The sequence below is a fragment of the Mesobacillus sp. genome, assembly GCF_057785455.1.
Genome location: NZ_JBYNSB010000001.1, coordinates 172,581 through 193,101, shown reverse-complemented (window position 1 = coordinate 193,101; position 20,521 = coordinate 172,581). Strand labels below are relative to the sequence as shown.

The following is a 20,521-nucleotide window of genomic DNA, read 5'->3' as shown; positions in this document are numbered from 1 at the left end:
GAGGCCATTTTTTATAGGCATTTTAATAATAAAACTGCTGGGAATCTTCACGGATGCCGAGACGGCGCTCGATCCGATCGATCCGGCGATCGAGCCTGTCGATTTGGTTGTTCAATCTTTCTACCTGGCGCTCAAGGCGATTTAGTCTTTGCTCAAACTGGCCGCCGCCTGGGAATCCACCAGGAAATCCACTAGGACCGCCTGGAAAACCGCCGCCACCTGGTATCGGGATGAACAAACCTTGACCTTGCTGACGATAATTCATTAGGGGTCAACTCCTCGTTCTCTATAATAAAATATGATATTAGTCTATGTGAAAATCAGTAAATGGAGTGGGCGCCTGCCCAATTTAAACTAAAAGGAGGTTCGCTATGAGAATCGATAAGGTGCTTTCGAACCTTGGATATGGAAGCAGAAAAGATGTTAAGAAGCTTTTAAAGGACGGTGCCGTTAAGGTCAATCAAGTGGTGGTGAAGGATGCGAAACAGCATATTGATCCTGAAAACGATGTGGTGACTTTGTACGGGGAAGAAATCCATTACAGAGAATTCATTTATTTAATGATGAACAAACCGCCTGGCGTTATTTCAGCGACAGAGGACAATCGTGATGAAACGGTCATCGACCTGCTTGAATTAGAGGATCAGGTATTCGAACCATTCCCGGTCGGCAGACTTGATAAGGATACCGAAGGATTATTGCTAATCACCAATGACGGGCAGCTTTCCCATAAACTGCTGTCTCCAAAGAAACATGTGCCTAAAACCTATTTCGCTGTAATTGAAGGAGAGGTTACGGAGGCAGATATCGAGGCGTTCAGAAAAGGCGTCACCCTTGATGACGGCTATGAAACCAAGCCCGGAGAACTCGTCATATTAAAATCAGGGCTGACCTCGGATATTGAGCTTACCATAACCGAAGGGAAGTTCCACCAGGTCAAGCGGATGTTCCAGGCCGTCGGTAAACGAGTCATCTATTTAAAAAGGTTAACGATGGGGCCGCTTCCGCTTGATGAAACACTTGAACTCGGTGAATACCGCGAGCTTACGGATGAAGAACTGGATATGCTCATGAACTATGAGCCATAAAACCAAAAAGAAATCGCCTGATAAAACCGGCGATTTCTTTTTTACTATTTTGAAGTTTACTTTTCTGCTATGATGACATTTTTACTTTTTTCTGGGTCGTTGTCCATTTACCTCGGCTAGGACTCTTTACCAAGTCGTTATAAGCCAGGACGTTTAAATCCCTCTGGATGGTACGAGGTGTGATCCCAAATTCCTCTACAAGATCTTGAGTTGTGACAGTACCATTCTGACATATGAACATGTAGATGGATTTGATGCGGTTTATCATCCGGTTAGTCGAAGGTTTCAAACAACCACTCCCTATCCTTTATTTAAACCCCTTGTCATTTTCCTGCAACCGACAACTGATTGAAGACGAATCCTCAAGTATGTAGTTTTCTTCTTTCCAGACACTCCCTTTAGCGTCCTTTTTAAAAGGCGGATATAAGATGTCCTACCTTTTGGACTATTTTAACTCTAATCAAAATAAAATGCCAGATAATTCACTGTATTTTACAAAAAATTAATAACTTAATAATTAAATTTCTCCTTTCTATTATTCTCTATACATAACGATATGGTTTTAAACAGGCTAAATATGACAGAAGTTTGAAAATTTAGAAAAGAGTATTGCTTATTAACAATTTATTCTTTTTTGAGAGGGATGGTGCGGTGAAAATTGGGGGCGGATAATGTGTAAAAGCCATCGGTGTGAGGGAAATCAGGTAACTGGAAAAAGAGGTCACCATAGGAGCAGACAGATGCCCAAAATATCTGCTAACTGCAGAAAAAAGGTTACCTATGAAGCCTCTAATCGTAGAGGAAGTCAGAGTGCTGTTAGAAACGCAAGATAGTCATTAATCATATAGCTGCCTCCAGTTAAAAACATTCCTCACCCACACAGTTTACGAACCACATTCATTAAGAGTAAAATGGATTCAAGTTTTTAAAAAAGGGAGTAAGCAGGGATTTGAGGTACAATAATATTATCGCTGCTGCTTAACCATTTTTTTAAAGGGAATAACACCTTTAGAGAAACCGAAATACATAGCCGGCAATATAGGAGGTATGTTCAAATGGCTTCAATTGATTGGATGAAGGAAGTAGAAAAAAGAGAGTCTGAATTGATCAAAGACGCTCAGGAACTGCTTAAGATCAAGAGTGTGCTTGATGAAGAAAATGCTGCACCAGAAGCTCCCCTTGGTGAAGGTGTAAAGGAGGCATTGGACTTTCTGCTTAACCTGGGTGAAAAGGATGGTTTTACAGCCAAGAATGTCGGCAATCTTGCGGGCCATCTTGAATTTGGACAGGGTGAGGAAATCGTGGGTATCCTTTGCCATGTTGATGTTGTGCCTGAGGGAGATGGCTGGTCAAGCGATCCGTATGGTGCGGAAATTCGCGATGGCAAGATCTATGCCCGCGGCGCAATTGATGATAAGGGGCCAACGATGGCTGCCTATTATGCAATGAAAATAGTTAAGGAATTGGGGCTTCCGCTTAATAAGCGTGTGCGCATGATCATTGGAACCGATGAAGAAAGTGATTGGCGCTGTGTTGACCACTATTTCGAGCATGAAGAAATGCCGGCGATGGGTTTTGCGCCTGATGCAGACTTCCCGATTATTTATGCTGAAAAAGGGATCGCGGATTATGATCTAGTTTATAAATCTTCAGGAGCTGATAAAGCTGAATCCGATGTTGAAGTTGCCGAATTCTCTTCGGGCAGACGGTATAACATGGTGCCCGATTTTGCACGTGCCGTCCTGAATGTCCTGCAGGGCCAGACGGATCTTGTACAGCGATTTGAGGATCATAAAAAGCAATACGAGCTCCAGGGTAAGGCATTTGTCGAAAACGGCCAGCTGATCCTCGAACTTGAAGGTGTCTCGGCTCACGGAATGGAACCGGATAACGGCAAGAATGCCGGCCTTTTGATGGCGAATTTCCTTTCCCAGCTGAACCTCGACGGAAACAGCGACAAATACTTCCAGTTTGTTTCTAAGTATCTTGGCAAGGACTCACGAGGCAAGGAGCTCGGCGTCGCCTATTCGGATGATATCACCGGTGATTTGACAATCAATGTTGGAAAGCTATCGTATTCAGCTGAAAAAGGAGGGCGCGCAGGATTGAATATGCGCTACCCTGTAACAACAAATCTGGAAAAAACGAAGGGAATCCTGAATGGCGTACTGGAGGAAGAAGGACTCGTAATCGAGAATTTCTCTAACTCAAACCCGCATCATGTTGATGAAAAGGACTTCCTGATCCAGACACTGAAGAAAGTGTACGAGGAGCAGACTGGGGAAAAAGCAGAACTAATCTCAATCGGAGGCGGCACGTACGCAAGGTCGCTCAAATCTGGCGTAGCCTTCGGACCACTGTTCCCAGGCAGACCAGACATCGCTCACCAGAAAGATGAATATATGATTATCGAAGACTTAATAAAAGCAACAGCAATATACGCACAAGCCATTTACGAATTAGCACGTTAAAGCACCGGGGGTCAGACCCCCGGCACAGTAATGCGTTAAAGCAGTGGGGGTCTGACCCCCACTGCTGTGGTGTGATAAAGGATTGGAGGGAATAGGTATGGAGTTTGTGATTGTGGATGGTCAGGTGTTGGATCGGGTGTCTGCGAAGGTGGATATTGAGGATCGTGGCTATCAGTTTGGTGATGGTGTTTATGAGGTGATTCGGGTTTATAATGGCAAGATGTTTACTGGCAGGGAGCATTTGCAGCGTCTTGTGGAGAGTGCTGAAAAAATCAGGCTGACGCTTCCTTACACTCCTGCGGAACTGGAAGCAAAGCTGGAAGAGCTTATCACCAAGAACGAGCTGGAAACGGGAACTGTGTACATGCAATTCACGCGTGGGACTTCTCCGCGGAACCATGTGTTCCCTGGAGCAGATGTCGCTCCGACTTTCGTGGCATACACTCGAAAGGTGCCTCGTCCTGAGGAAGCAATGGAAAAGGGCGTTCGTACAATCCTGGATGAGGATATCCGCTGGCTTCGCTGCGATATCAAGAGTCTTAATCTTCTCGGCAACCTGCTTTCCAAGCAAAAAGCGGCTGAGGGTGGTTGCTTCGAAGCCATCCTGCACCGAGGCGAAACGGTAACGGAAGGAAGCCATTCAAATATCTCGATTATCAAGGATGGAGTCATCATCACCCATCCTGCGGATAATCATATCCTGAACGGGATTTCCAGACAGAAGGTGCTTGAAATTTGCGGAAATGAGCAAATACCTTTTGAGGAAAGAGCCTATACCCTTGATGAACTGTTTGCAGCTGATGAGGTCTTTTCATCAGGTACAACCGTCGAAGTGATGCCTGTGATTGAAATAGAAGGCAAGCCGGTTGGCAATGGAGAGCCGGGACCGTTGACCAAACAGCTTCAGGTTTTATTCAAGGCAGAAATTGAAAAGCAATGCGGACAAATTTAACCTTAGCAAGCCTGCAGCATGAAATCCATGCTGCAGGCTTTTCTTTTTCAAAACAACATAAACTGTATATTACGAATCCACAAAAATCATCCCATGCACGAACAACGAGATTTCCTCTTTAGACGATAAGGTTTTCTATGCTGCTTTGTTTTTTATTGGCAGGAATGGGTATCATAAAAATATTTAAATCAGCATTTACCTGCTTTAAGACTGTCTTTTGTTCGATTACAGACACATAGCAGAATACCGAACAGGGGGAACACAGATGAAAATAACTTCAGAACAGCATATTGAATTGCATGGCTTCAATAACCTGACGAAATCATTGAGTTTCAATATGTATGATATTTGCTATACGAAGACGAAGGAAGAGCGGGAGGCTTATCTTGAATATATCGATGAGCAATATAATGCGGACCGGCTGACAAAAATCCTCACCCATGTAGCGGACATCATAGGTGCACATGTCCTGAATGTGGCCAAGCAGGATTATGTCCCTCAAGGTGCAAGTGTGACGATTCTTGTTTCCGAGGGTCCGGTCGTCGAGGTTCCTGATGAAGCGTATGATGAATCGCCAGGACCTCTGCCTGACAATGTTGTGCTGCAGCTGGATAAAAGCCATATCACAGTCCATACGTATCCAGAGTTCCATCCCGATGAAGGCATCAGTACATTCAGGGCGGATATCGACGTATCAACCTGTGGTGAGATTTCGCCGCTAAAGGCACTGAATTATTTGATTCACTCCTTCGAAACTGATGTCATGACAATCGATTATAAAGTAAGGGGCTTTACAAGGGATAAGGATGGAAATAAGCTGTTCATCGACCATGATATCAGCTCAATCCAAAACTACATTCCTGACAATATCAAGAGCCAATTTGATATGGTTGACGTGAATGTGTACCAGGAGAATATTTTCCACACTAAGTGTAAACTCCGCGAGTTCGACCTGAACAACTACCTATTCGGTTACACTAAGGACTCCTTGTCGCCTGAGGAAAGAGAAGAAATCACCGAGAGCCTCCAGGCAGAAATGGAAGAGATTGTTTCAGGGATGACACTCCATTCCGGCACAATGTTTGAGGATGAAGAAGAGAACGAGGATAATTAAAATAAATAACTCATAAAGAAAGCTGCGGGATATCTTTCCCGCAGCTTTAATATTTTTCATCCATCAGTCTTCAAATCTGAACAGGTCACTGGAGAGGTATCTTTCGCCAGTATCGCAGGCGATGCAAATGACTACCTCATCAGGCTTCAGCTGTTTTGCGACATTGATCGCTGCAAAGGCCGCCGCCCCTGATGAAGGGCCGACCAGGATGCCTTCTTCTTTCGCCAGTCTTCGCGCTGTTTCGTAGGCATCTTCATCCTCGATTTTATGGATTTTTTCATAAACGTCCTGATTAAGGATTTTAGGGATGAATCCTGGGCTTGTGCCTACGAGCTTATGCTTGCCTGGTTTCCCGCCGGAAAGAACCGGAGACCCTGCAGGCTCGACGACATGGACATGCAGATCTGGATATTCTTCCTTCAATGCCTCCCCTGTGCCAGTGATGGTGCCGCCAGTTCCTGCCGTTGCGACAAAAGCGCTCAGCGGCTTGTTCAATTCCTTCATGGCTTCGATGATCTCAAGTGCGGTTGTATGTCTGTGGGCATCTGGATTGGCGCCATTCTCAAACTGCATTGGCATGAAGCTGTTTGGAATCTCTTTTAAAAGCTCCTCTGCTTTCTTTATCGAGCCTGGCATCTTCTCATCGCCGGGAGTCAGCACAACCTCTGCTCCATACGCCTTCAGCAGGTTGATGCGCTCTTCCGTCATGGTATCTGGCATGACAAGAATTGCTTTATACCCTCTGGCTGCAGCATTCATAGCGAGACCGATCCCTGTATTGCCGCTCGTCGGCTCGATGATTGTTGCTCCGGGCTTCAATTTGCCTTCTTTTTCTGCTGTGATGATCATGTTGTAGGCTGCCCTGTCTTTTACACTCTTGCTAGGGTTGAAATATTCCAGTTTTAAATAGACTGAAGCGCCGCCTTCAGGGGCCAGGCGATTTAATTTTAAAATAGGGGTTTCTCCGATCAATGCAGCGATATCATTGACAACTTTCATGGCAAACAGCCTCCTTGCTGTGATGTTCCTACGTTAGTATTTACATAATGATGTTTTCACATTTCACGTATCGTGAATATTTAAATATAGGCAAATGAAAAATAATGTAAGCTTCTCTCTTATCATACAAAAATGAACTATTCCTATCAACTTGTAGGGATTAAAACAAATGAAGGAAAATCTGCCATTAGGACATGCCATTTGCTAAAATAAATGCAAGTGGACTCGGAAAGGATGCTGACCAATGGAAAACGCTCATTTTTTCTACGCAGTTCAATTGCCAGACGAGGTAAAAGAACAGCTCAAGGACCGGATCGAAAATCTGAAGGCGGAATTGCCTTTCAAAACATGGGTTCACCCGCAGGATCTACATATTACACTGGCCTTTCTCGGGAATGCTGACCAATCCAAATTAGAGGAATCCAGCAAGCTGATCCAATCAGCACTGACAAAACATTCTGGTTTTGAACTTGTCTTAGATCACCTGGGGATTTTTGGCCGAAAGGATTCACCAAGGATTTTCTGGGCAGGCGCTGAGGAATCATCCAGCTTGAAGAATGTAAGGGAGACGGTATTCTCCTCTTGTCTCAGTGCAGGCTTTGAATTGGAGACACGCCCGTTCAGCCCGCATATAACGCTGGCGAGAAAATGGACAGGCGAGGCACCATTTACATATCAAATGCTCGAAAGCATTAATCCTTTCCAGTCTGAAAAAATTAAATTTACTGCTGACAGAGTCGTTTTGTACAGGACTCATTTAGGGAAAAGTCCAAAATACGAACCAATTACCATATTCCCGCTTGCTTCTCATCCTGAAAATTAGGAGTAGCAGTGTTAAAAGGAAGGTTGCATATGGCACAATTAATCAAACTCCAGGACTACGTATCGCGTTATGCACAGGATATTTACCTCTACCCGGCAAGGTACGTGCGCCTCAAGAAAAAGCAATGGGCAGGCCTGAAGAATAAATGGGAAAATCCTGAGCCTCAACAACTGCCATCTGAAGGAATTAAGCAGCAGGCGGTGGATAAGTCCAACCCTTTTTTTCAAAAAATTAAAAGTATAGTCAGACAGCCTGAAACAATGGATTCAGAGCTTGATATGGCTCCTATGCCCTCTGAAGATGAGCAGGACAGCCTGATGGGACCGCTGGAACCGGAACAGCTGGGGAGGATAAAAACGGAAGATGATTTAAAGCATCATTTCCTGGACCAGCTGCTGCCGTTCCAGTTAAAGTGGGCAAGTTCAACTCTGACAGAAAGATCCTTCATCGGCAGGGAGTATGCCACAGATGCAACATTGAAGTTCCTGCTCCAGCGATTTCCTGATACCTTCCTCATTTTATACAAACCTATTTTCTTATTAAAAAAGGCACCAGTCGAGGCAGAAATCATCATGATTACACCAGCTGCTGCCATCTGCATTGCAATTTGCGAAGCTGAAAATGACTCGGTATTTGTAGGTTCCAAGGACCGTTTTTGGATAAAGAAAACGAAGGATCAGCAAATGAAAATCCTTAACCCGCTGATTGCGCTGGAGAGGACGGAGACAATCGTCAAGTCGCTATTCGATTTGCATGATGTCGAGCTCCCTGTACAGAAGCTGCTGATGAGCCGGAATGGCTATTTTGATTATCCGCAGCCTCCATATGGTGTCCAGTTTATTGAAAAAAGAAATTTCAATGAATGGTTTACGGTACAAAGAGGAATGAAATCCCCATTGAAGCATATGCAATTAAAAGCGGCACAGGTTCTATTGCAATATTGCCAGACAACTTCGGTCAGAAGGCTTTGAGTGGGAGAATAGACCAAAAAACGAAAATTAAGAAGGTCGATTAAATGGAGCCAATCTATTTTATAGTGAATCCCCATGCTAAAAATGGGAGCTGCAGGGAGATTTGGAGAAACATAGAGAAGAGTGTGAGTATCAGTAAAATCAGTTTCCTGGCTTTTTTTACCGAATATCCCGGACACGCAAGAGAGATTGCGTCCTCGCTTGCCAGGAAATCCAATGGCAAAACCGCGGTTATTGTTGCAGTTGGCGGAGACGGGACGCTTCATGAGGTCGTGAACGGTGTGGCAGGTTTTCACCACGTTACAATCGGCTTTATCCCTGGCGGCTCGGGGAATGATTTCTCCAGAGGGTTTGCGATTCCAAAGAAGCCTGCCGAAGCCCTTCAATTATTGGCGAAAAATATTCGCCAGCCCGGCCATCCCATTGATCTCGGGAAAATTCAGCACAATGAATTACAGGAAACATACTTTATGAATAATATGGGTGTAGGCTTCGATGCTGTTGTGGCAAAAGAGGCAAATGAATCGGAAATGAAACGGCTCCTTAATCGGTTTTCTTTGGGAAGGCTGGTCTATGTATACATCCTGATCAAGAAATTATTGACATATAGAGTCACTCCCGTCGAATTGACGGTGGACGGGATAGTATACAAATACGATGCAGCCTGGTTTGTAACCGTTTCGAATCAGCCATATTATGGGGGAGGCATGAAAATTGCTCCTGCTGCCCTGGCTCACGATGGCCTTCTTGATGTAACAGTTGTCCATAATATATCAAGATGGAAGCTTCTGATGATTTTCATCAGTGTGTTTTGGGGGAAACATACATCATTCAAGGAAGTCGAACAATTTACCGGGAAGTCCATTACAATCAACACCAAGCAAGATGTTCCGGCCCACGCAGATGGGGAAGTGATTGGATTTGCACCACTGAATATCCAGGCGTGTCCAGATGCATTGACTATTTTTTCAGGGACCGGCATTACAGGGCATACCGAGGAGTTGAAAATAGATGATTGCCATTGACCGAAAGTTTAACGCCTATCTCGATCGAATCCACAATATTACTATATTGCTGCCATATTCTTATTTTGAAGGTTCCGCAAAGGAGTTCCGTATAAAGGGAGAAGGCGTAGATTTGCCATTGGCAATTGAAGAAAAGGTTTTTCTTGAGCACGATGTGAAGTACTTTTGTTCTGTCAGCATTGAATTGGAAATAGGCAGACAGTATACAATTTCCGACGACCACGGCGGAGAAACGGATCTGCAAATAGGCGCTGTCATCCGTACCGAAGAATTTGACTCAATGTTTTTTTACAGCGGAAAAGACCTTGGAGTGTCCTATTCTTCAGGGAGTTCGGTATTCAATCTTTGGGCTCCCACTGCTTCAAAGGTGAAATTAAAGCTGTTCAAAGATGAAGAAAGCAGCCATGAGCTTATCTCGATGAAACGGATGGATAAAGGCGTCTGGAGTGTAGAGGTGGATCGTGACCTGGAATTATACCGCTATACTTTCCTGGTATGCATTAACCTAGAATGGCGGGAGGCTGTCGACCCATATGCAGTCGCTTTGACTGTGAATGGAGAATATGGCGTGATTATTGACCATGTGAAAACCGTTGTTCCTAAGGCGGTTCTTCCGGAATTCAGCTCGCCGACGGATGCTGTCATATACGAGACCCACATCAGGGATTTGACGATTCATCCAAATAGCGGAGCAAGCAATAAGGGGTTGTATCTTGGCGCAGCTGAAACCGGAACCGTCAGCAAGAAGGGGATTCCAACTGCCCTTTCATATATTAAAAGCCTTGGCGTCACTCACATAGAATTCCTTCCTTTCCATGATTATGAGGAGGTAGACGAGCTTGACCGCTGGAGTTCCTACAACTGGGGCTATAACCCTGTCCATTTCAATGCACCTGAAGGCAGCTATGCGACCAGGCCTGAAGATCCTTATTGCCGGATTAGAGAACTGAAGCAGCTGATTTCAGCCGTACATGGCGAGAAGCTTAGAATCATCATGGATGTTGTTTACAATCATGTGTATGTGCGTGAGGATTCTCCGTTTGAAAAAATCGTGCCAGGATACTATTTCCGCCATAATGAACATGGACTTCCTTCCAATGGAACAGGGGTCGGGAATGATTTTGCCTCAGAAAGGCTGATGGCGAGGAAATTCATTGTTGATTCAGTTCTGTACTGGCTTAAAGAATATGACATAGATGGTTTCCGCTTCGATTTGATGGGGATTTTGGATGTGGAAACAATGGACGCTGTCAGGAGGGCTGTGAATGAAATCGACAGCAGCATCCTGATTATCGGCGAAGGCTGGGACCTTAATACACCGCTTCCTCCTGACCAAAAAGCGAATATCGCGAATCAGGCTAAGCTGCCAAGGATTGGACAGTTCAATGACTGGTTCCGCGACTCCATTAAGGGAAGCACCTTTAATATTTATGATAAGGGCTATGCTTTGGGCAATGAACGGTATCTTGAAGCGGCAAAGCAAGTCTTCGCCGGAAGTGCCGGCATAGGCAAACGCAGGAATGGTTTATTCCTCCAGCCAACGCAATCCGTCAACTACATTGAATCCCATGACAATCATACCTTATGGGATAAGCTGAAGATTTCAGAACCGGATGAAGATGAGGTCATTTTGAAAAAGAAGCACAGGCTGGCAACCTCGATGGTGATTCTCTCACAGGGAATTCCATTCCTCCACAGTGGCCAGGAGTTTTTTCGGACGAAAAAAGGGAGCGGAAACAGCTACCGTTCTCCGGATGATGTGAATTGGATGGACTGGGACCGCCGGGATGAAAATCTGGATAATGTCGAGTACATCAAAGGACTCATCCAAATCCGCAAAGAAAATGCAGCGTTCCGGTTCCCTGACAGTGAACAAATACGGCAGCATATAGCCTTTTTGGCAGTGCAGTCACCACTGACTGGGTATTCATTGCACGATGTCAGCCATCTTGGAGAATGGGGGGGAATAGTGGTATTTTTCAACCCTTCCCAGTCACAGCAGCTTGTGCAGCTGCCGGAAGATGCAAGATGGAATGTTCTTGCCGACCATGAAAAAGCAATGGCAGAACCAATCAGGCATATTGAAGGAGATCAAGTATTATTGGAGCCCTGGTCACTTATGGTGATGGCGAAGTAACAGACGTCTTGGGTATTAAACCGCATCGAATGCTGTTTGCATATCAATCGTTTCGTGCGGCTTGGTGAAGGATTTACTTCTGATAACTTTTTCACAATATTAAATTGAGGCGGATGGGGTTGACGAAGGAAGCCTCTGGAGATAAAATTTATAAGATAGCTATTGTATGTATTTTTCTATCAATAGCTGTCTTTTTATTTCCGATATAAGAACAGCAGTGAATTTATATTTGATAGATACATTTCCGGTTTTTTAGCATAATGGAAATAGTGATAAATTGAAGGTGACTAACTTTGGAACATTTATTTGGACAGGATTGGGAAATCGTTCCGGCTGGCGGCGCAACAGGTGCTGCTTATTTTGCACAGCATGATGAACAAAGGCTGTTTTTAAAACGTAATTCGTCCCCTTTTCTTGCTGTACTCTCCGCAGAAGGAATCGTACCCAAGCTTGTTTGGACAAAAAGGTTAGAAAACGGAGATGTCATAACTGCGCAGCAATGGATGAACGGAAGGGAGCTTAAGCCTGGCGACATGAATGACGATCGGGTGGCAAAGCTTTTGAAGAAGATCCATGCTTCAGACCCCTTGCTTGGAATGCTGACGAGGCTTGGAAAAAGCCCGTTGCAGCCAGAAATGATCCTGGATGCATTGAATAATGAGCTGGATAAAGAACTATGGGGAAAGCCGGCTGTGAAGGAAGCAATGAAATTTCTTGCTGAAAATGTAGGGAATGTTGATCATCATGAGAAGGTTGTCTGCCATTGTGATGTAAACCATAACAACTGGCTGCTTACGGAAGACAACCAGTTGTATTTAATCGACTGGGACGGCGCAATGATTGCTGATCCCGCCATTGATCTCGGGCTTCTGTTATACTCCTACATACCAGAAGAAGCATGGGAAAGCTGGCTTGAAATGTATGGCATCAGCCTCACTGAAAATCTTAGGCAAAGGATGAAGTGGTATGCGTTTGCGCAATCGCTTTCGTCTATCCAATGGCATAAGAATCAAAACCGGATTCCAGAAATGGAAAAATGGATTGAATTTTTAAAAGCACTTTTTTAATTTTTTCAAAATATATTTATTTCCGCATAGAGGTGTCCAGCTCAAGCGTCTAGCCCCTCGGGTCATAAGCCGACCCATGATGAATATTCGAAGAAGCTAGTTGCTCCCACGGCTACCGCCGCGTCGCAAGGCAGCCATGAAGTTTATTCGGGGTAGTTGCCTGGCTGGGGAACTGCGTCCTCGCGGTTCGTCTTATGCCTGTCGGACTTGCCCAGGATGGGCTGACGTCGACGTTGCCACAGGACGTGGCGTTGTTAGTCGACGTTCCTTTAAAACAAGACGCTTCCGCTTTTTTTATGAAAACTGTCCGATATCATCTACCCATTGGGATAATTGCCCCTGATTTGTCTGGATATGCTCCTCCAAATCAGAAGCGTTGATTCCGTTTTGGCTGTAGTGATAGATGTCCTGGAGAATGGACTTAATATTTCCGTCAACATTTGTGTTGACCATCAACGATTTAATGAGACGTTCCAATTGCTGATACTCCGCAACCGAACCGCAGCAGTCAGTCTGCTGGTTGCTTAATATATCCTTTAATAAATTTACCTGGTCATGGTGGCTTAACGGCACACTGATCACCCTTTCATCTTAAAAGGAATTCACCTTTATAGTGTGGATTCCTTTTTGTGTTTATACATGTTTTCGATTTAAAACAGCTGCTGGAAGCGCATTACTTGTTTGTAATGAGTGGGAGCTTGAGGCAGTTCGCAAGCGTTTTGCGGAATGAATTATCTTTATGATCTAGCCAAAACAATTCCTCAGCGTTTATCGCGAATGAATTGTCTTGGAGAGGCCTCTTATAACAATTCAATGGTGGTTTTTGTGATTGAATTGTCTTGGAGAGGCCTCTTATAACAATTCACCGGCGTTTTTTGGGAATGAATTGTCTTGGAGCTGCCTCTTATAACAATTCAATGATGGTTTTTGCGAATGAATTGTCTTGGAGCTGCCTCTTATAACAATTCACCGGCTTTTTTTGGGAATGAATTGTCTTGGAGAGGCCTCTTATAACAATTCAATGGTGGTTTTTGCGAATGAATTGTCTTGGAGCTGCCTCTTATAACAATTCAATGATGGTTTTTGTGATTGAATTGTCTTGGAGCTGCCTCTTATAACAATTCACCGGCGTTTTTTGGGAATGAATTGTCTTGGAGCTGCCTCTTGAAACAATTCACCGGCGTTTTTGTGAATGAATTGTCTTGGAGCTGCCTCTGATAACAATTCACCGGCGTTTTTGGGAATGAATTGTCTTGGGGAGGCCTCTTATAACAATTCATCAGCGGATTTTATTATTGGATGGAGATAAATTTCACCTTGAAAACATATGGGTTGCATGATATCGTTTGAAACGAATGAAACTAGTACAGAGGTGTAACGATGAGATTAAGAAATAAGCCTTGGGCAAAAGATAAATTGCAGCAATACTCCAATTATGTCATTCAGGAGCCTGAATCGTTCCGCGGAAAATGGGGAGAGGCATTCGAAAAGGACCAGCCGCTCCACATTGAAATCGGAACAGGCAAGGGACAGTTCATTACAGGAATGGCAAAAGCGAATCCTGACATTAATTACATCGGCATCGAGCTGCAGGAAAGCGTCATTGTCAGCGCGCTTGACCGCTTAATCGAAGCAGAGCTGCCAAACGTTAAGCTGATGAATGTAAATGGAGCAGAGCTTGTTAAATATTTTGAAAGCGGCGATGTCAGCCGGGTATATTTGAACTTCTCCGATCCATGGCCTAAAACACGCCATGAAAAGCGACGTCTGACTTTCAACTCCTTCCTTGAAGTATATGAAGCAATCCTGATCAAGAATGGGGAAATCCACTTCAAAACAGATAACCAGGGATTGTTTGAATACTCGCTTGTCAGCTTCTCTCACTATGGGATGCTGCTTAAATATGTAAGCCTGGATCTCCATAACAGCGATTATGAAGGCAATATCATGACGGAGTACGAAGAGAAATTCTCCTCAAGAGGCAGCCGGATTTACCGCTGTGAAGTACAATTCCAATCTGAAAAATAAACTGAGCCGGCCAATAATTTTGGCCGGTTTTTTGAATTCTGTAAAAACGAGGCAAAATCATTCATCCAAAGCTGAATTATTTAAAAATTAAAAAATCAAATGGTACAATGGACGAGGTAATGTTGATTATGCAAATTAAAAGGGGGATGGCAATGGAAAAGCTGGAATTGAAGAATATTGCGCTTACATGGCTAAACGGCGGAGTCACACATCTTGATGGCGGTGCCATGTTCGGGGTAGTGCCAAAACCGCTCTGGTCCCGAAAGTATGAAGTAAATGATAAGAACCAAATTGAGCTAAGAACAGATCCCATCCTGTTCAAGGCAGCCGGGAAAGTTTTTCTCATTGAAAGTGGAATGGGAAATGGAAAGCTGAATGACAAACAAAAGCGCAATTTTGGCGTCCTCGAAGAATCCGGTCTTGAATCAGATCTGAATAAATTAGGCCTTAAGCCAGGAGATATCGATTACGTGTTGATGACGCATATGCATTTCGATCATGCCTGCGGACTGACAAAGGTGGCTGATGGAGAGACTGTCTCTGTATTTCCAAATGCTAAAATCATTACATCCCAGGTAGAATGGGATGAGATGCGGCATCCTAATATCCGTTCAAAAAGTACATACTGGAAAGAGAACTGGCAGGGAATTGAAACTCAGGTAGAGGCTTTCGAAAAAGAATGGACTTTTGGTCCAATTAAAATGGTGCACACTGGCGGGCATAGTGATGGACATAGCATCATCATCATTGAGGATGAAGATGTGACGGTTGTCCATATGGCTGACATCATGCCGACGCATGCCCACCAAAATCCGCTCTGGGTCATGGCATATGATGATTATCCGATGGATTCTATTTTTGCCAAGGAAAAATGGCTTGAATATGGGATCAGCAGGAAAGCATGGTTTACTTTTTACCATGATGCGGTATATCGTGCCATCAAGCTTGATGACGAAGGCAAAATCCAAGAAGCTGTTGAACGAAAAAAATAGACCTGCATCAGCAGGTCTTAATTTAAAGGGTATGCATCCAGGATCGCGCCGGTTGCAGCATCAGCGATAAATTCATATTGCTCGACTTTCCCGTCAGCATTGCGCGAGATTCCGCCCTTGTATACCTGGTATTCAATTGGGTGTTTTGAATATGGCTCTGCGGTCATATTAATCCATGAACCGCTGATTGGACCTGATTTTTTAAAAGCTGCTTTTGCCTGCTGCAGTACTTTGTCAGCAGAAACTGTTTCTTTTTGAGCAGCAAGTTCCCTGACAGCATAAGCGCCCGCCAGCCCGGCACCGACGCCAATTAAGAAGGTTTTCCAATTCATGATCACGGACCTCCAAGCATAAATTTCAGTTAACTCCATCATATCAAATCAGCAGGACGGAGCAAAGCGATAATAAATGCAGAAGGAGAAAGACTAAGTACGATTATCTGGATTTGCATTTTACTTGTTCTTTTAGACAGGCTATATAAGGATTGGAACTATTTTAATAAATCCTGTTGATTGAGGTGCTGGAGCGTAAATCAACAGATTTTTTTAACATAGCCATAATAAAAAATAGCTGTTTTAGCAGAGATTGTTGCTTTTCACTAATATTGAATTATGATCCTGTTGATTGTGGTGGAAGGCGCGCAGACTCCTTCGGGATATAGCGGGCAGGTGAGACCCCGCAGAAGCGAAGCGACGAGGAGGCTCACCGCACGCCCCAAGAAGAATTTGCTTATGAAAAAGCCGGCATTTGGGCTTTTTCATAATTCTTCAGAGGAAAGCGAAGCGCCTGGAACGAAAATCAACAGATATTTATTACAAAACCCTATACAAAGCATTATAAGGTTCCCTTTTAAGAAAAGAGAGTCTTATTACAGACTATATTAAAAGTAACAAAGTTATAGAAAAGAGCCTGAAAAATAGATAAATACTGGCGTGGATAACCGATAATCTGTAAAATACTTTATATACATAATCTTTAGGAAATCTAAATTTTTTTAAAAGGAGCAGAATGATGAACGAGCAAACATTAAGCCTTTTCAAGACATTGACTGAATTGCCTGGTGCACCGGGTAATGAGCATGCTGTCCGCAGCTTTATGCGCGAACAGCTGGGACAATATTCTGATGAACTGATCCAGGATAAGCTCGGAAGTGTATTCGGAGTGAAAAAGGGTGACCTGAACGGCCCGAAAATCATGGTTGCGGGACATATGGACGAAGTAGGGTTCATGGTCACTTCTATCACAAAGAACGGGATGATCAGATTCCAGACGCTGGGTGGATGGTGGAGCCAGGTGCTGTTGGCACAGCGCGTCCAGATCATTACGAAAAATGGGCCTGTAACTGGTGTAATCGGTTCGATTCCTCCGCACCTGCTGGATGAATCAAAGCGCAACAAGCCGATGGAAATCAAGAATATGCTGATTGATATCGGAGCAGATGATAAGGAAGATGCAATCAGGATTGGCATCAAACCGGGACAGCAAATCTTGCCGATTTGTCCTTTCACACCGATGGCCAACGAGAAGAAAATTCTTGCGAAGGCATGGGATAACCGTTATGGCTGCGGGCTGGCGATTGAATTATTGAAGGAAACAAAGGATATCCAGCTTCCAAACATGCTATATTCAGGCGCTACTGTCCAGGAAGAAGTAGGCCTAAGAGGTGCACAGACAGCAGCGAACATGATTGATCCGGACATTTTCTTTGCTCTGGATGCAAGTCCTGCTAATGATATGTCAGGGGATAAGAATGAATTCGGCCAGCTTGGCAAAGGGACATTGTTAAGGATTCTGGACCGTTCAATGGTTACCCACCGCGGCATGAGAGAGTTCATTCTCGATATGGCTGAAACGCATAATATCCCTTATCAATATTTCGTTTCCCAGGGCGGCACTGATGCCGGAAGAGTCCATACTTCAAATGAAGGCATTCCAAGTGCGGTTATTGGCATTTGTTCCCGTTATATCCATACAGCGGCATCGATGATTCATGTCGATGACTATGCTGCAGCAAAAGAATTGCTCGTGAAGCTGGTCAAGGCATGCGATAAGACGACTGTGGAAACTATTAAAAGCAATAGCTAATAACAGAGGGGGCAGCTTAAAACTGCCTCTTTTTTATGGAAAAGAAGGGAAGGGAAATACCATCATGAGAATAGCAATTGGTTCAAAAAATCCTGCAAAAATTACAGCAGTTAAAGAGGCTTTTAAAGATCAACAGGTGGAATTTGTAGCAGTAGATGCTGATTCGGGGGTGAGTGCTCAGCCAATGTCTGACGAGGAAACGGTCCAGGGGGCAGTCAACCGGGCACTTGCTGCCGCTGAAAAGGCCGGAGCGGATATTGGAATTGGACTGGAGGGAGGTGTCCAGCCAACAGCCCATGGCTTGATGCTCTGCAATTGGGGAGCACTTGCTGTGAACGGAATGGAACCAATCATTGCCGGAGGTGCGAGGCTGCCGCTGCCGGAGGAGGTCGCAGAAAAAGTATTAGCAGGAACAGAGTTGGGCCCAGTCATGGATGAATACGCCAGGAAACAAAATGTCCGGAAAAACGAAGGCGCAGTAGGCGTGTTTACCAATGGACAAGTGAACCGCAGCGAGATGTTCACACACGTCATGAAGCTGCTCGCAGGCCAATACGAATATAAAGCAAGAAATAACTGAATACTTTAGTACTTTAAAGCACCGGGGGTCTGACCCCCGGCGCTTTAAAGTGGTGAAGGAATCGACAAATTTCAGAAAAATAGTATATTTTCCAACATTTTTTGCTGTACAAGCCTTGTCACTTAATTACCAAGAAAGGTATGATAGAAAAGGAGTGGTTGAGTCCTTGGCAAGGAGGAAAATAGTATGATAAATTTCATTAGGTCATTTGGGCTTGTTATAATAGGAGTTTTTCTGCTTAGTGCTTGTTCCTCCTCATTTTCTGAAGATAAAGAGAAAGCGAATGAGGCAGTAAAAAATGTTTTTGAAGCGAAAGCGGAAACTGCTAATAATAGTACAAAAGACATAGATTATCATCTCCCTTTCGGAGTGGAAATAAAAGAGGAAAAACCTAATAATATCTTGCTTAAGAATAATTCGCGCACTTATATCCTTTTCTATAATCAGCATGAAAAGGCGGACAGCAAAGTAGTTTATGAGTCTACAATGAAGCAGCAAAAAGAGTGGGACGCCAATGAAACATATAATGATAATGGCGAGTTCGGCTATATGCTCGTCAAGAAGCTAAAGGAAGATCACTATCAGCTGATTGTGGGAATCGGCGGTGTCAAGCTCACTACCGAAACAGATGATATCCAAAAAGATGCTGCAACGATGATGACAATCGCCAACTCAGTAAATATAAAGTAAACGCCTCCTTTGTGATGGCGTTTTTTTGTAGATCTAATATGTCGTGCGCAGGCTTCCAGTGGTATCATAACCATTATATGACAGAACGGATTATTTCCTTTTTTGGATGCACATGTTTACAATAAAGGTATCTAATTGTATTCTTTCAGGAGGAAAAGCCATGAGAAACTTAGAATCAATGGAACAGTTTGAAGCGTTGAAAAACGATGGGAAACATATATTTTTATTCACAGCCGGCTGGTGCCCTGATTGCCGGGTAATCGAGCCTGTGCTGCCAGAAATCGAAACTAAATACAACGAGTATCAATTCGTGTCAGTCGATCGGGACGACTTCCTTGATCTCTGCATTCAGCTTGATGTTTTTGGAATTCCTAGCTTCATTGCATTTGAAAACGGAAAAGAACTTGGCCGTTTTGTCAGCAAGAACAGAAAGACCCAGCAGGAAATCGAGAACTTTATTGAAGGATTGGCATAATCTGTTCCCTCCATCTTTGAGGTGGAGGGAACTTTCATGTAAAATGTAGAGATATTCCTAAGGACATGGAGGGATAACGTGGATAGCAGAAAAATGCGTAAAGAGCTGGAAGAGCGCTTGCAGCATCATGATCGGTCATTCACCTATGATCGTGAAAAGGACCAGCTCAGAATTGAAAATATACATACAGGGCGTGGAATCACAATTGCATTGCCTGGTATTATAGCTAAATGGCATGAACGAAAAGAAAAAGCGATAGATGAAGTCGTCTATTATGTAACAGAAGGTCTGCAGGCAATGGAAAGCAAGCTAGAGCTGTCTGGCAAGGAGAAGAATATTTTCCCTGTCATACGTTCAACGTCTTTCCCTGCGGAAGCGGAAGAGGGTGTTCCGTTTCTTTATGATGGCCATACAGCCGAAACAAGAATCTATTATGCACTCGATCTTGGCAGCACATACAGGCTGGTTGATTCTAAGCTGCTCAACAAAGAAGGCTGGTCAGAAAAGCAGGTAAGGGAAACTGCTTTGTTTAATGTCCGCTCGCTGTCTGTTGATGTAAAGGAAGACCGTGTTGCTGGCAATACCTTTTATTTTTTAAATAAGAACGATGGGTACGATGCCAGCAGAATCTTGAACACAAGCTTCCTGAATGAAATGAAAAAGAGGATGAAAGGCACAATGGCGGTCGCAGTACCGCATCAGGATGTCCTGATCATAGCGGATGTTGAAAATAACACCGGATATGATATCCTCGCCCAGATGACGATGAGCTTTTTTGCGAGTGGCAGGGTTCCTATTACAGCACTTTCCTTCCTATATGAAAATGGAGAATTGGAGCCGATCTTCATTATGGGTAAGACAAAAAAAGATTAAAAAGCAAAAGCCCGGATTTGTACGGGCTTTTTCATTTAATCTTGATCCCCGTCAAAATTGGAATAGTTGTTCTGCTCGTTACTGCCTTCATTACGTCCTGGACGCTTTGAAGCAATGAATCGCGCTGGATAATAAATCTCATTTTTTAAGC

General features: G+C 44.0%; 21 protein-coding genes and 1 pseudogene. 16 read left to right on the top strand and 6 right to left on the bottom strand.

All coding sequences use genetic code 11. From position 1 onward, the window contains the following. Positions 1-22: 22 nt before the first annotated feature. A complete protein-coding gene (locus AC3EBE_RS00920) occupies positions 23-265 on the bottom strand; it encodes a hypothetical protein (protein WP_488593152.1) in 243 nt (80 codons plus the stop codon). 106 nt (positions 266-371) lie between these two features. On the opposite strand from AC3EBE_RS00920, the gene AC3EBE_RS00915 reads away from it, so the two are divergent. Further along, on the top strand, positions 372-1,088 hold the full coding sequence (locus tag AC3EBE_RS00915; RefSeq protein WP_488593151.1) for a pseudouridine synthase: 717 nt from the start codon (positions 372-374) through the stop codon (positions 1,086-1,088). 67 nt (positions 1,089-1,155) lie between these two features. On the opposite strand, the gene AC3EBE_RS00910 is transcribed toward AC3EBE_RS00915, so the two are convergent. Then, positions 1,156-1,377 (bottom strand): DeoR family transcriptional regulator, encoded by a 222-nt coding sequence (locus AC3EBE_RS00910; protein WP_207500860.1) that lies wholly within the window; start codon positions 1,375-1,377, stop codon positions 1,156-1,158. 766 nt (positions 1,378-2,143) lie between these two features. Here AC3EBE_RS00910 and pepV point away from each other — a divergent pair. The 3 genes from pepV (at position 2,144) to speD (ending at position 5,625) form a co-directional block, all read left to right on the top strand. Further along, positions 2,144-3,559, top strand: coding sequence for a dipeptidase PepV (gene pepV / locus AC3EBE_RS00905; protein ID WP_488593150.1), 1,416 nt, complete (start codon positions 2,144-2,146; stop codon positions 3,557-3,559). Positions 3,560-3,656: 97 nt separating this feature from the next. Next, positions 3,657-4,511, top strand: a complete 855-nt coding sequence (dat, locus tag AC3EBE_RS00900; RefSeq protein WP_488593149.1) for a D-amino-acid transaminase — start codon at positions 3,657-3,659, stop codon at positions 4,509-4,511. A gap of 265 nt (positions 4,512-4,776) precedes the next feature. Next, on the top strand, positions 4,777-5,625 hold the full coding sequence (gene speD, locus AC3EBE_RS00895) for an adenosylmethionine decarboxylase (RefSeq protein ID WP_488593148.1): 849 nt from the start codon (positions 4,777-4,779) through the stop codon (positions 5,623-5,625). Between the two features lie 63 nt (positions 5,626-5,688). On the opposite strand, the gene cysK is transcribed toward speD, so the two are convergent. After that, positions 5,689-6,624: a cysteine synthase A gene (gene cysK / locus AC3EBE_RS00890; RefSeq protein ID WP_488593147.1), complete on the bottom strand. Its 936-nt coding sequence runs from the start codon at positions 6,622-6,624 to the stop codon at positions 5,689-5,691. A 244-nt stretch (positions 6,625-6,868) separates the two neighbouring features. Here cysK and thpR point away from each other — a divergent pair, with 244 nt between their 5' ends. The 5 genes from thpR to AC3EBE_RS00865 all read left to right on the top strand — a co-directional run bounded on the left by thpR (position 6,869) and on the right by AC3EBE_RS00865 (position 12,647). After that, positions 6,869-7,447, top strand: coding sequence for an RNA 2',3'-cyclic phosphodiesterase (gene thpR / locus AC3EBE_RS00885; RefSeq protein ID WP_488593146.1), 579 nt, complete (start codon positions 6,869-6,871; stop codon positions 7,445-7,447). 29 nt (positions 7,448-7,476) lie between these two features. Beyond that, entirely contained in the window at positions 7,477-8,418 is a 942-nt protein-coding gene (locus AC3EBE_RS00880; RefSeq protein WP_488593145.1) for an NERD domain-containing protein, read from the top strand. A 44-nt stretch (positions 8,419-8,462) separates the two neighbouring features. Beyond that, complete coding sequence (locus AC3EBE_RS00875) at positions 8,463-9,443, top strand: diacylglycerol/lipid kinase family protein (RefSeq protein WP_488593144.1); 981 nt, start codon at positions 8,463-8,465, stop codon at positions 9,441-9,443. After that, positions 9,430-11,580 (top strand): type I pullulanase, encoded by a 2,151-nt coding sequence (gene pulA / locus AC3EBE_RS00870; RefSeq protein ID WP_488593143.1) that lies wholly within the window; start codon positions 9,430-9,432, stop codon positions 11,578-11,580. The genes AC3EBE_RS00875 and pulA overlap by 14 nt, the downstream gene beginning before the upstream one ends. Positions 11,581-11,873: 293 nt before the next feature. Then, a complete protein-coding gene (locus AC3EBE_RS00865; RefSeq protein WP_488593142.1) occupies positions 11,874-12,647 on the top strand; it encodes a phosphotransferase in 774 nt (257 codons plus the stop codon). A gap of 294 nt (positions 12,648-12,941) precedes the next feature. Here AC3EBE_RS00865 and AC3EBE_RS00860 read toward each other — a convergent pair whose 3' ends face one another. Next, positions 12,942-13,220 (bottom strand): YtzH-like family protein, encoded by a 279-nt coding sequence (locus AC3EBE_RS00860; protein WP_488593141.1) that lies wholly within the window; start codon positions 13,218-13,220, stop codon positions 12,942-12,944. 807 nt (positions 13,221-14,027) lie between these two features. Between AC3EBE_RS00860 and trmB the strand changes: the two genes are divergently transcribed. Then, a complete protein-coding gene (trmB, locus tag AC3EBE_RS00855; protein ID WP_488593140.1) occupies positions 14,028-14,675 on the top strand; it encodes a tRNA (guanosine(46)-N7)-methyltransferase TrmB in 648 nt (215 codons plus the stop codon). Between the two features lie 152 nt (positions 14,676-14,827). Continuing rightward, positions 14,828-15,667, top strand: a complete 840-nt coding sequence (locus tag AC3EBE_RS00850; protein WP_488593139.1) for a YtnP family quorum-quenching lactonase — start codon at positions 14,828-14,830, stop codon at positions 15,665-15,667. Between the two features lie 17 nt (positions 15,668-15,684). On the opposite strand, the gene AC3EBE_RS00845 is transcribed toward AC3EBE_RS00850, so the two are convergent. Beyond that, entirely contained in the window at positions 15,685-15,999 is a 315-nt protein-coding gene (locus AC3EBE_RS00845; protein WP_488593138.1) for a PepSY domain-containing protein, read from the bottom strand. Between the two features lie 679 nt (positions 16,000-16,678). Here AC3EBE_RS00845 and AC3EBE_RS00840 point away from each other — a divergent pair. From AC3EBE_RS00840 to AC3EBE_RS00820, 5 genes are all read left to right on the top strand, one after another. Beyond that, entirely contained in the window at positions 16,679-17,752 is a 1,074-nt protein-coding gene (locus AC3EBE_RS00840) for a M42 family metallopeptidase (protein ID WP_488593175.1), read from the top strand. A gap of 64 nt (positions 17,753-17,816) precedes the next feature. Further along, on the top strand, positions 17,817-18,332 hold the full coding sequence (locus AC3EBE_RS00835) for a DUF84 family protein (RefSeq protein ID WP_488593137.1): 516 nt from the start codon (positions 17,817-17,819) through the stop codon (positions 18,330-18,332). A 186-nt stretch (positions 18,333-18,518) separates the two neighbouring features. Next, entirely contained in the window at positions 18,519-19,022 is a 504-nt protein-coding gene (locus AC3EBE_RS00830; protein WP_488593136.1) for a hypothetical protein, read from the top strand. Between the two features lie 160 nt (positions 19,023-19,182). Continuing rightward, entirely contained in the window at positions 19,183-19,497 is a 315-nt protein-coding gene (locus AC3EBE_RS00825) for a thioredoxin family protein (protein WP_488593135.1), read from the top strand. A 78-nt stretch (positions 19,498-19,575) separates the two neighbouring features. Further along, complete coding sequence (locus AC3EBE_RS00820; protein WP_488593134.1) at positions 19,576-20,370, top strand: DUF1444 domain-containing protein; 795 nt, start codon at positions 19,576-19,578, stop codon at positions 20,368-20,370. Positions 20,371-20,407: 37 nt separating this feature from the next. On the opposite strand, the pseudogene AC3EBE_RS00815 reads toward AC3EBE_RS00820, so the two are convergent. Beyond that, positions 20,408-20,512 (bottom strand): annotated as a pseudogene (locus tag AC3EBE_RS00815) (hypothetical protein); the annotation flags it as partial. Between the last annotated feature and the right edge of the window lie 9 nt (positions 20,513-20,521).

What these genes read in the sequence shown, in the direction of transcription:
- AC3EBE_RS00920 (WP_488593152.1), bottom strand. Translation starts at nt 265, where the DNA reads ATGAATTATCGTCAGCAAGGTCAAGGTTTGTTCATCCCGATACCAGGT.
- AC3EBE_RS00915 (WP_488593151.1), top strand. Translation starts at nt 372, where the DNA reads ATGAGAATCGATAAGGTGCTTTCGAACCTTGGATATGGAAGCAGAAAA.
- pepV (WP_488593150.1), top strand. Translation starts at nt 2,144, where the DNA reads ATGGCTTCAATTGATTGGATGAAGGAAGTAGAAAAAAGAGAGTCTGAA.
- dat (WP_488593149.1), top strand. Translation starts at nt 3,657, where the DNA reads ATGGAGTTTGTGATTGTGGATGGTCAGGTGTTGGATCGGGTGTCTGCG.
- speD (WP_488593148.1), top strand. Translation starts at nt 4,777, where the DNA reads ATGAAAATAACTTCAGAACAGCATATTGAATTGCATGGCTTCAATAAC.
- cysK (WP_488593147.1), bottom strand. Translation starts at nt 6,624, where the DNA reads ATGAAAGTTGTCAATGATATCGCTGCATTGATCGGAGAAACCCCTATT.
- thpR (WP_488593146.1), top strand. Translation starts at nt 6,869, where the DNA reads ATGGAAAACGCTCATTTTTTCTACGCAGTTCAATTGCCAGACGAGGTA.
- AC3EBE_RS00880 (WP_488593145.1), top strand. Translation starts at nt 7,477, where the DNA reads ATGGCACAATTAATCAAACTCCAGGACTACGTATCGCGTTATGCACAG.
- AC3EBE_RS00875 (WP_488593144.1), top strand. Translation starts at nt 8,463, where the DNA reads ATGGAGCCAATCTATTTTATAGTGAATCCCCATGCTAAAAATGGGAGC.
- pulA (WP_488593143.1), top strand. Translation starts at nt 9,430, where the DNA reads ATGATTGCCATTGACCGAAAGTTTAACGCCTATCTCGATCGAATCCAC.
- trmB (WP_488593140.1), top strand. Translation starts at nt 14,028, where the DNA reads ATGAGATTAAGAAATAAGCCTTGGGCAAAAGATAAATTGCAGCAATAC.
- AC3EBE_RS00850 (WP_488593139.1), top strand. Translation starts at nt 14,828, where the DNA reads ATGGAAAAGCTGGAATTGAAGAATATTGCGCTTACATGGCTAAACGGC.
- AC3EBE_RS00845 (WP_488593138.1), bottom strand. Translation starts at nt 15,999, where the DNA reads ATGAATTGGAAAACCTTCTTAATTGGCGTCGGTGCCGGGCTGGCGGGC.
- AC3EBE_RS00840 (WP_488593175.1), top strand. Translation starts at nt 16,679, where the DNA reads ATGAACGAGCAAACATTAAGCCTTTTCAAGACATTGACTGAATTGCCT.
- AC3EBE_RS00835 (WP_488593137.1), top strand. Translation starts at nt 17,817, where the DNA reads ATGAGAATAGCAATTGGTTCAAAAAATCCTGCAAAAATTACAGCAGTT.
- AC3EBE_RS00830 (WP_488593136.1), top strand. Translation starts at nt 18,519, where the DNA reads ATGATAAATTTCATTAGGTCATTTGGGCTTGTTATAATAGGAGTTTTT.
- AC3EBE_RS00825 (WP_488593135.1), top strand. Translation starts at nt 19,183, where the DNA reads ATGAGAAACTTAGAATCAATGGAACAGTTTGAAGCGTTGAAAAACGAT.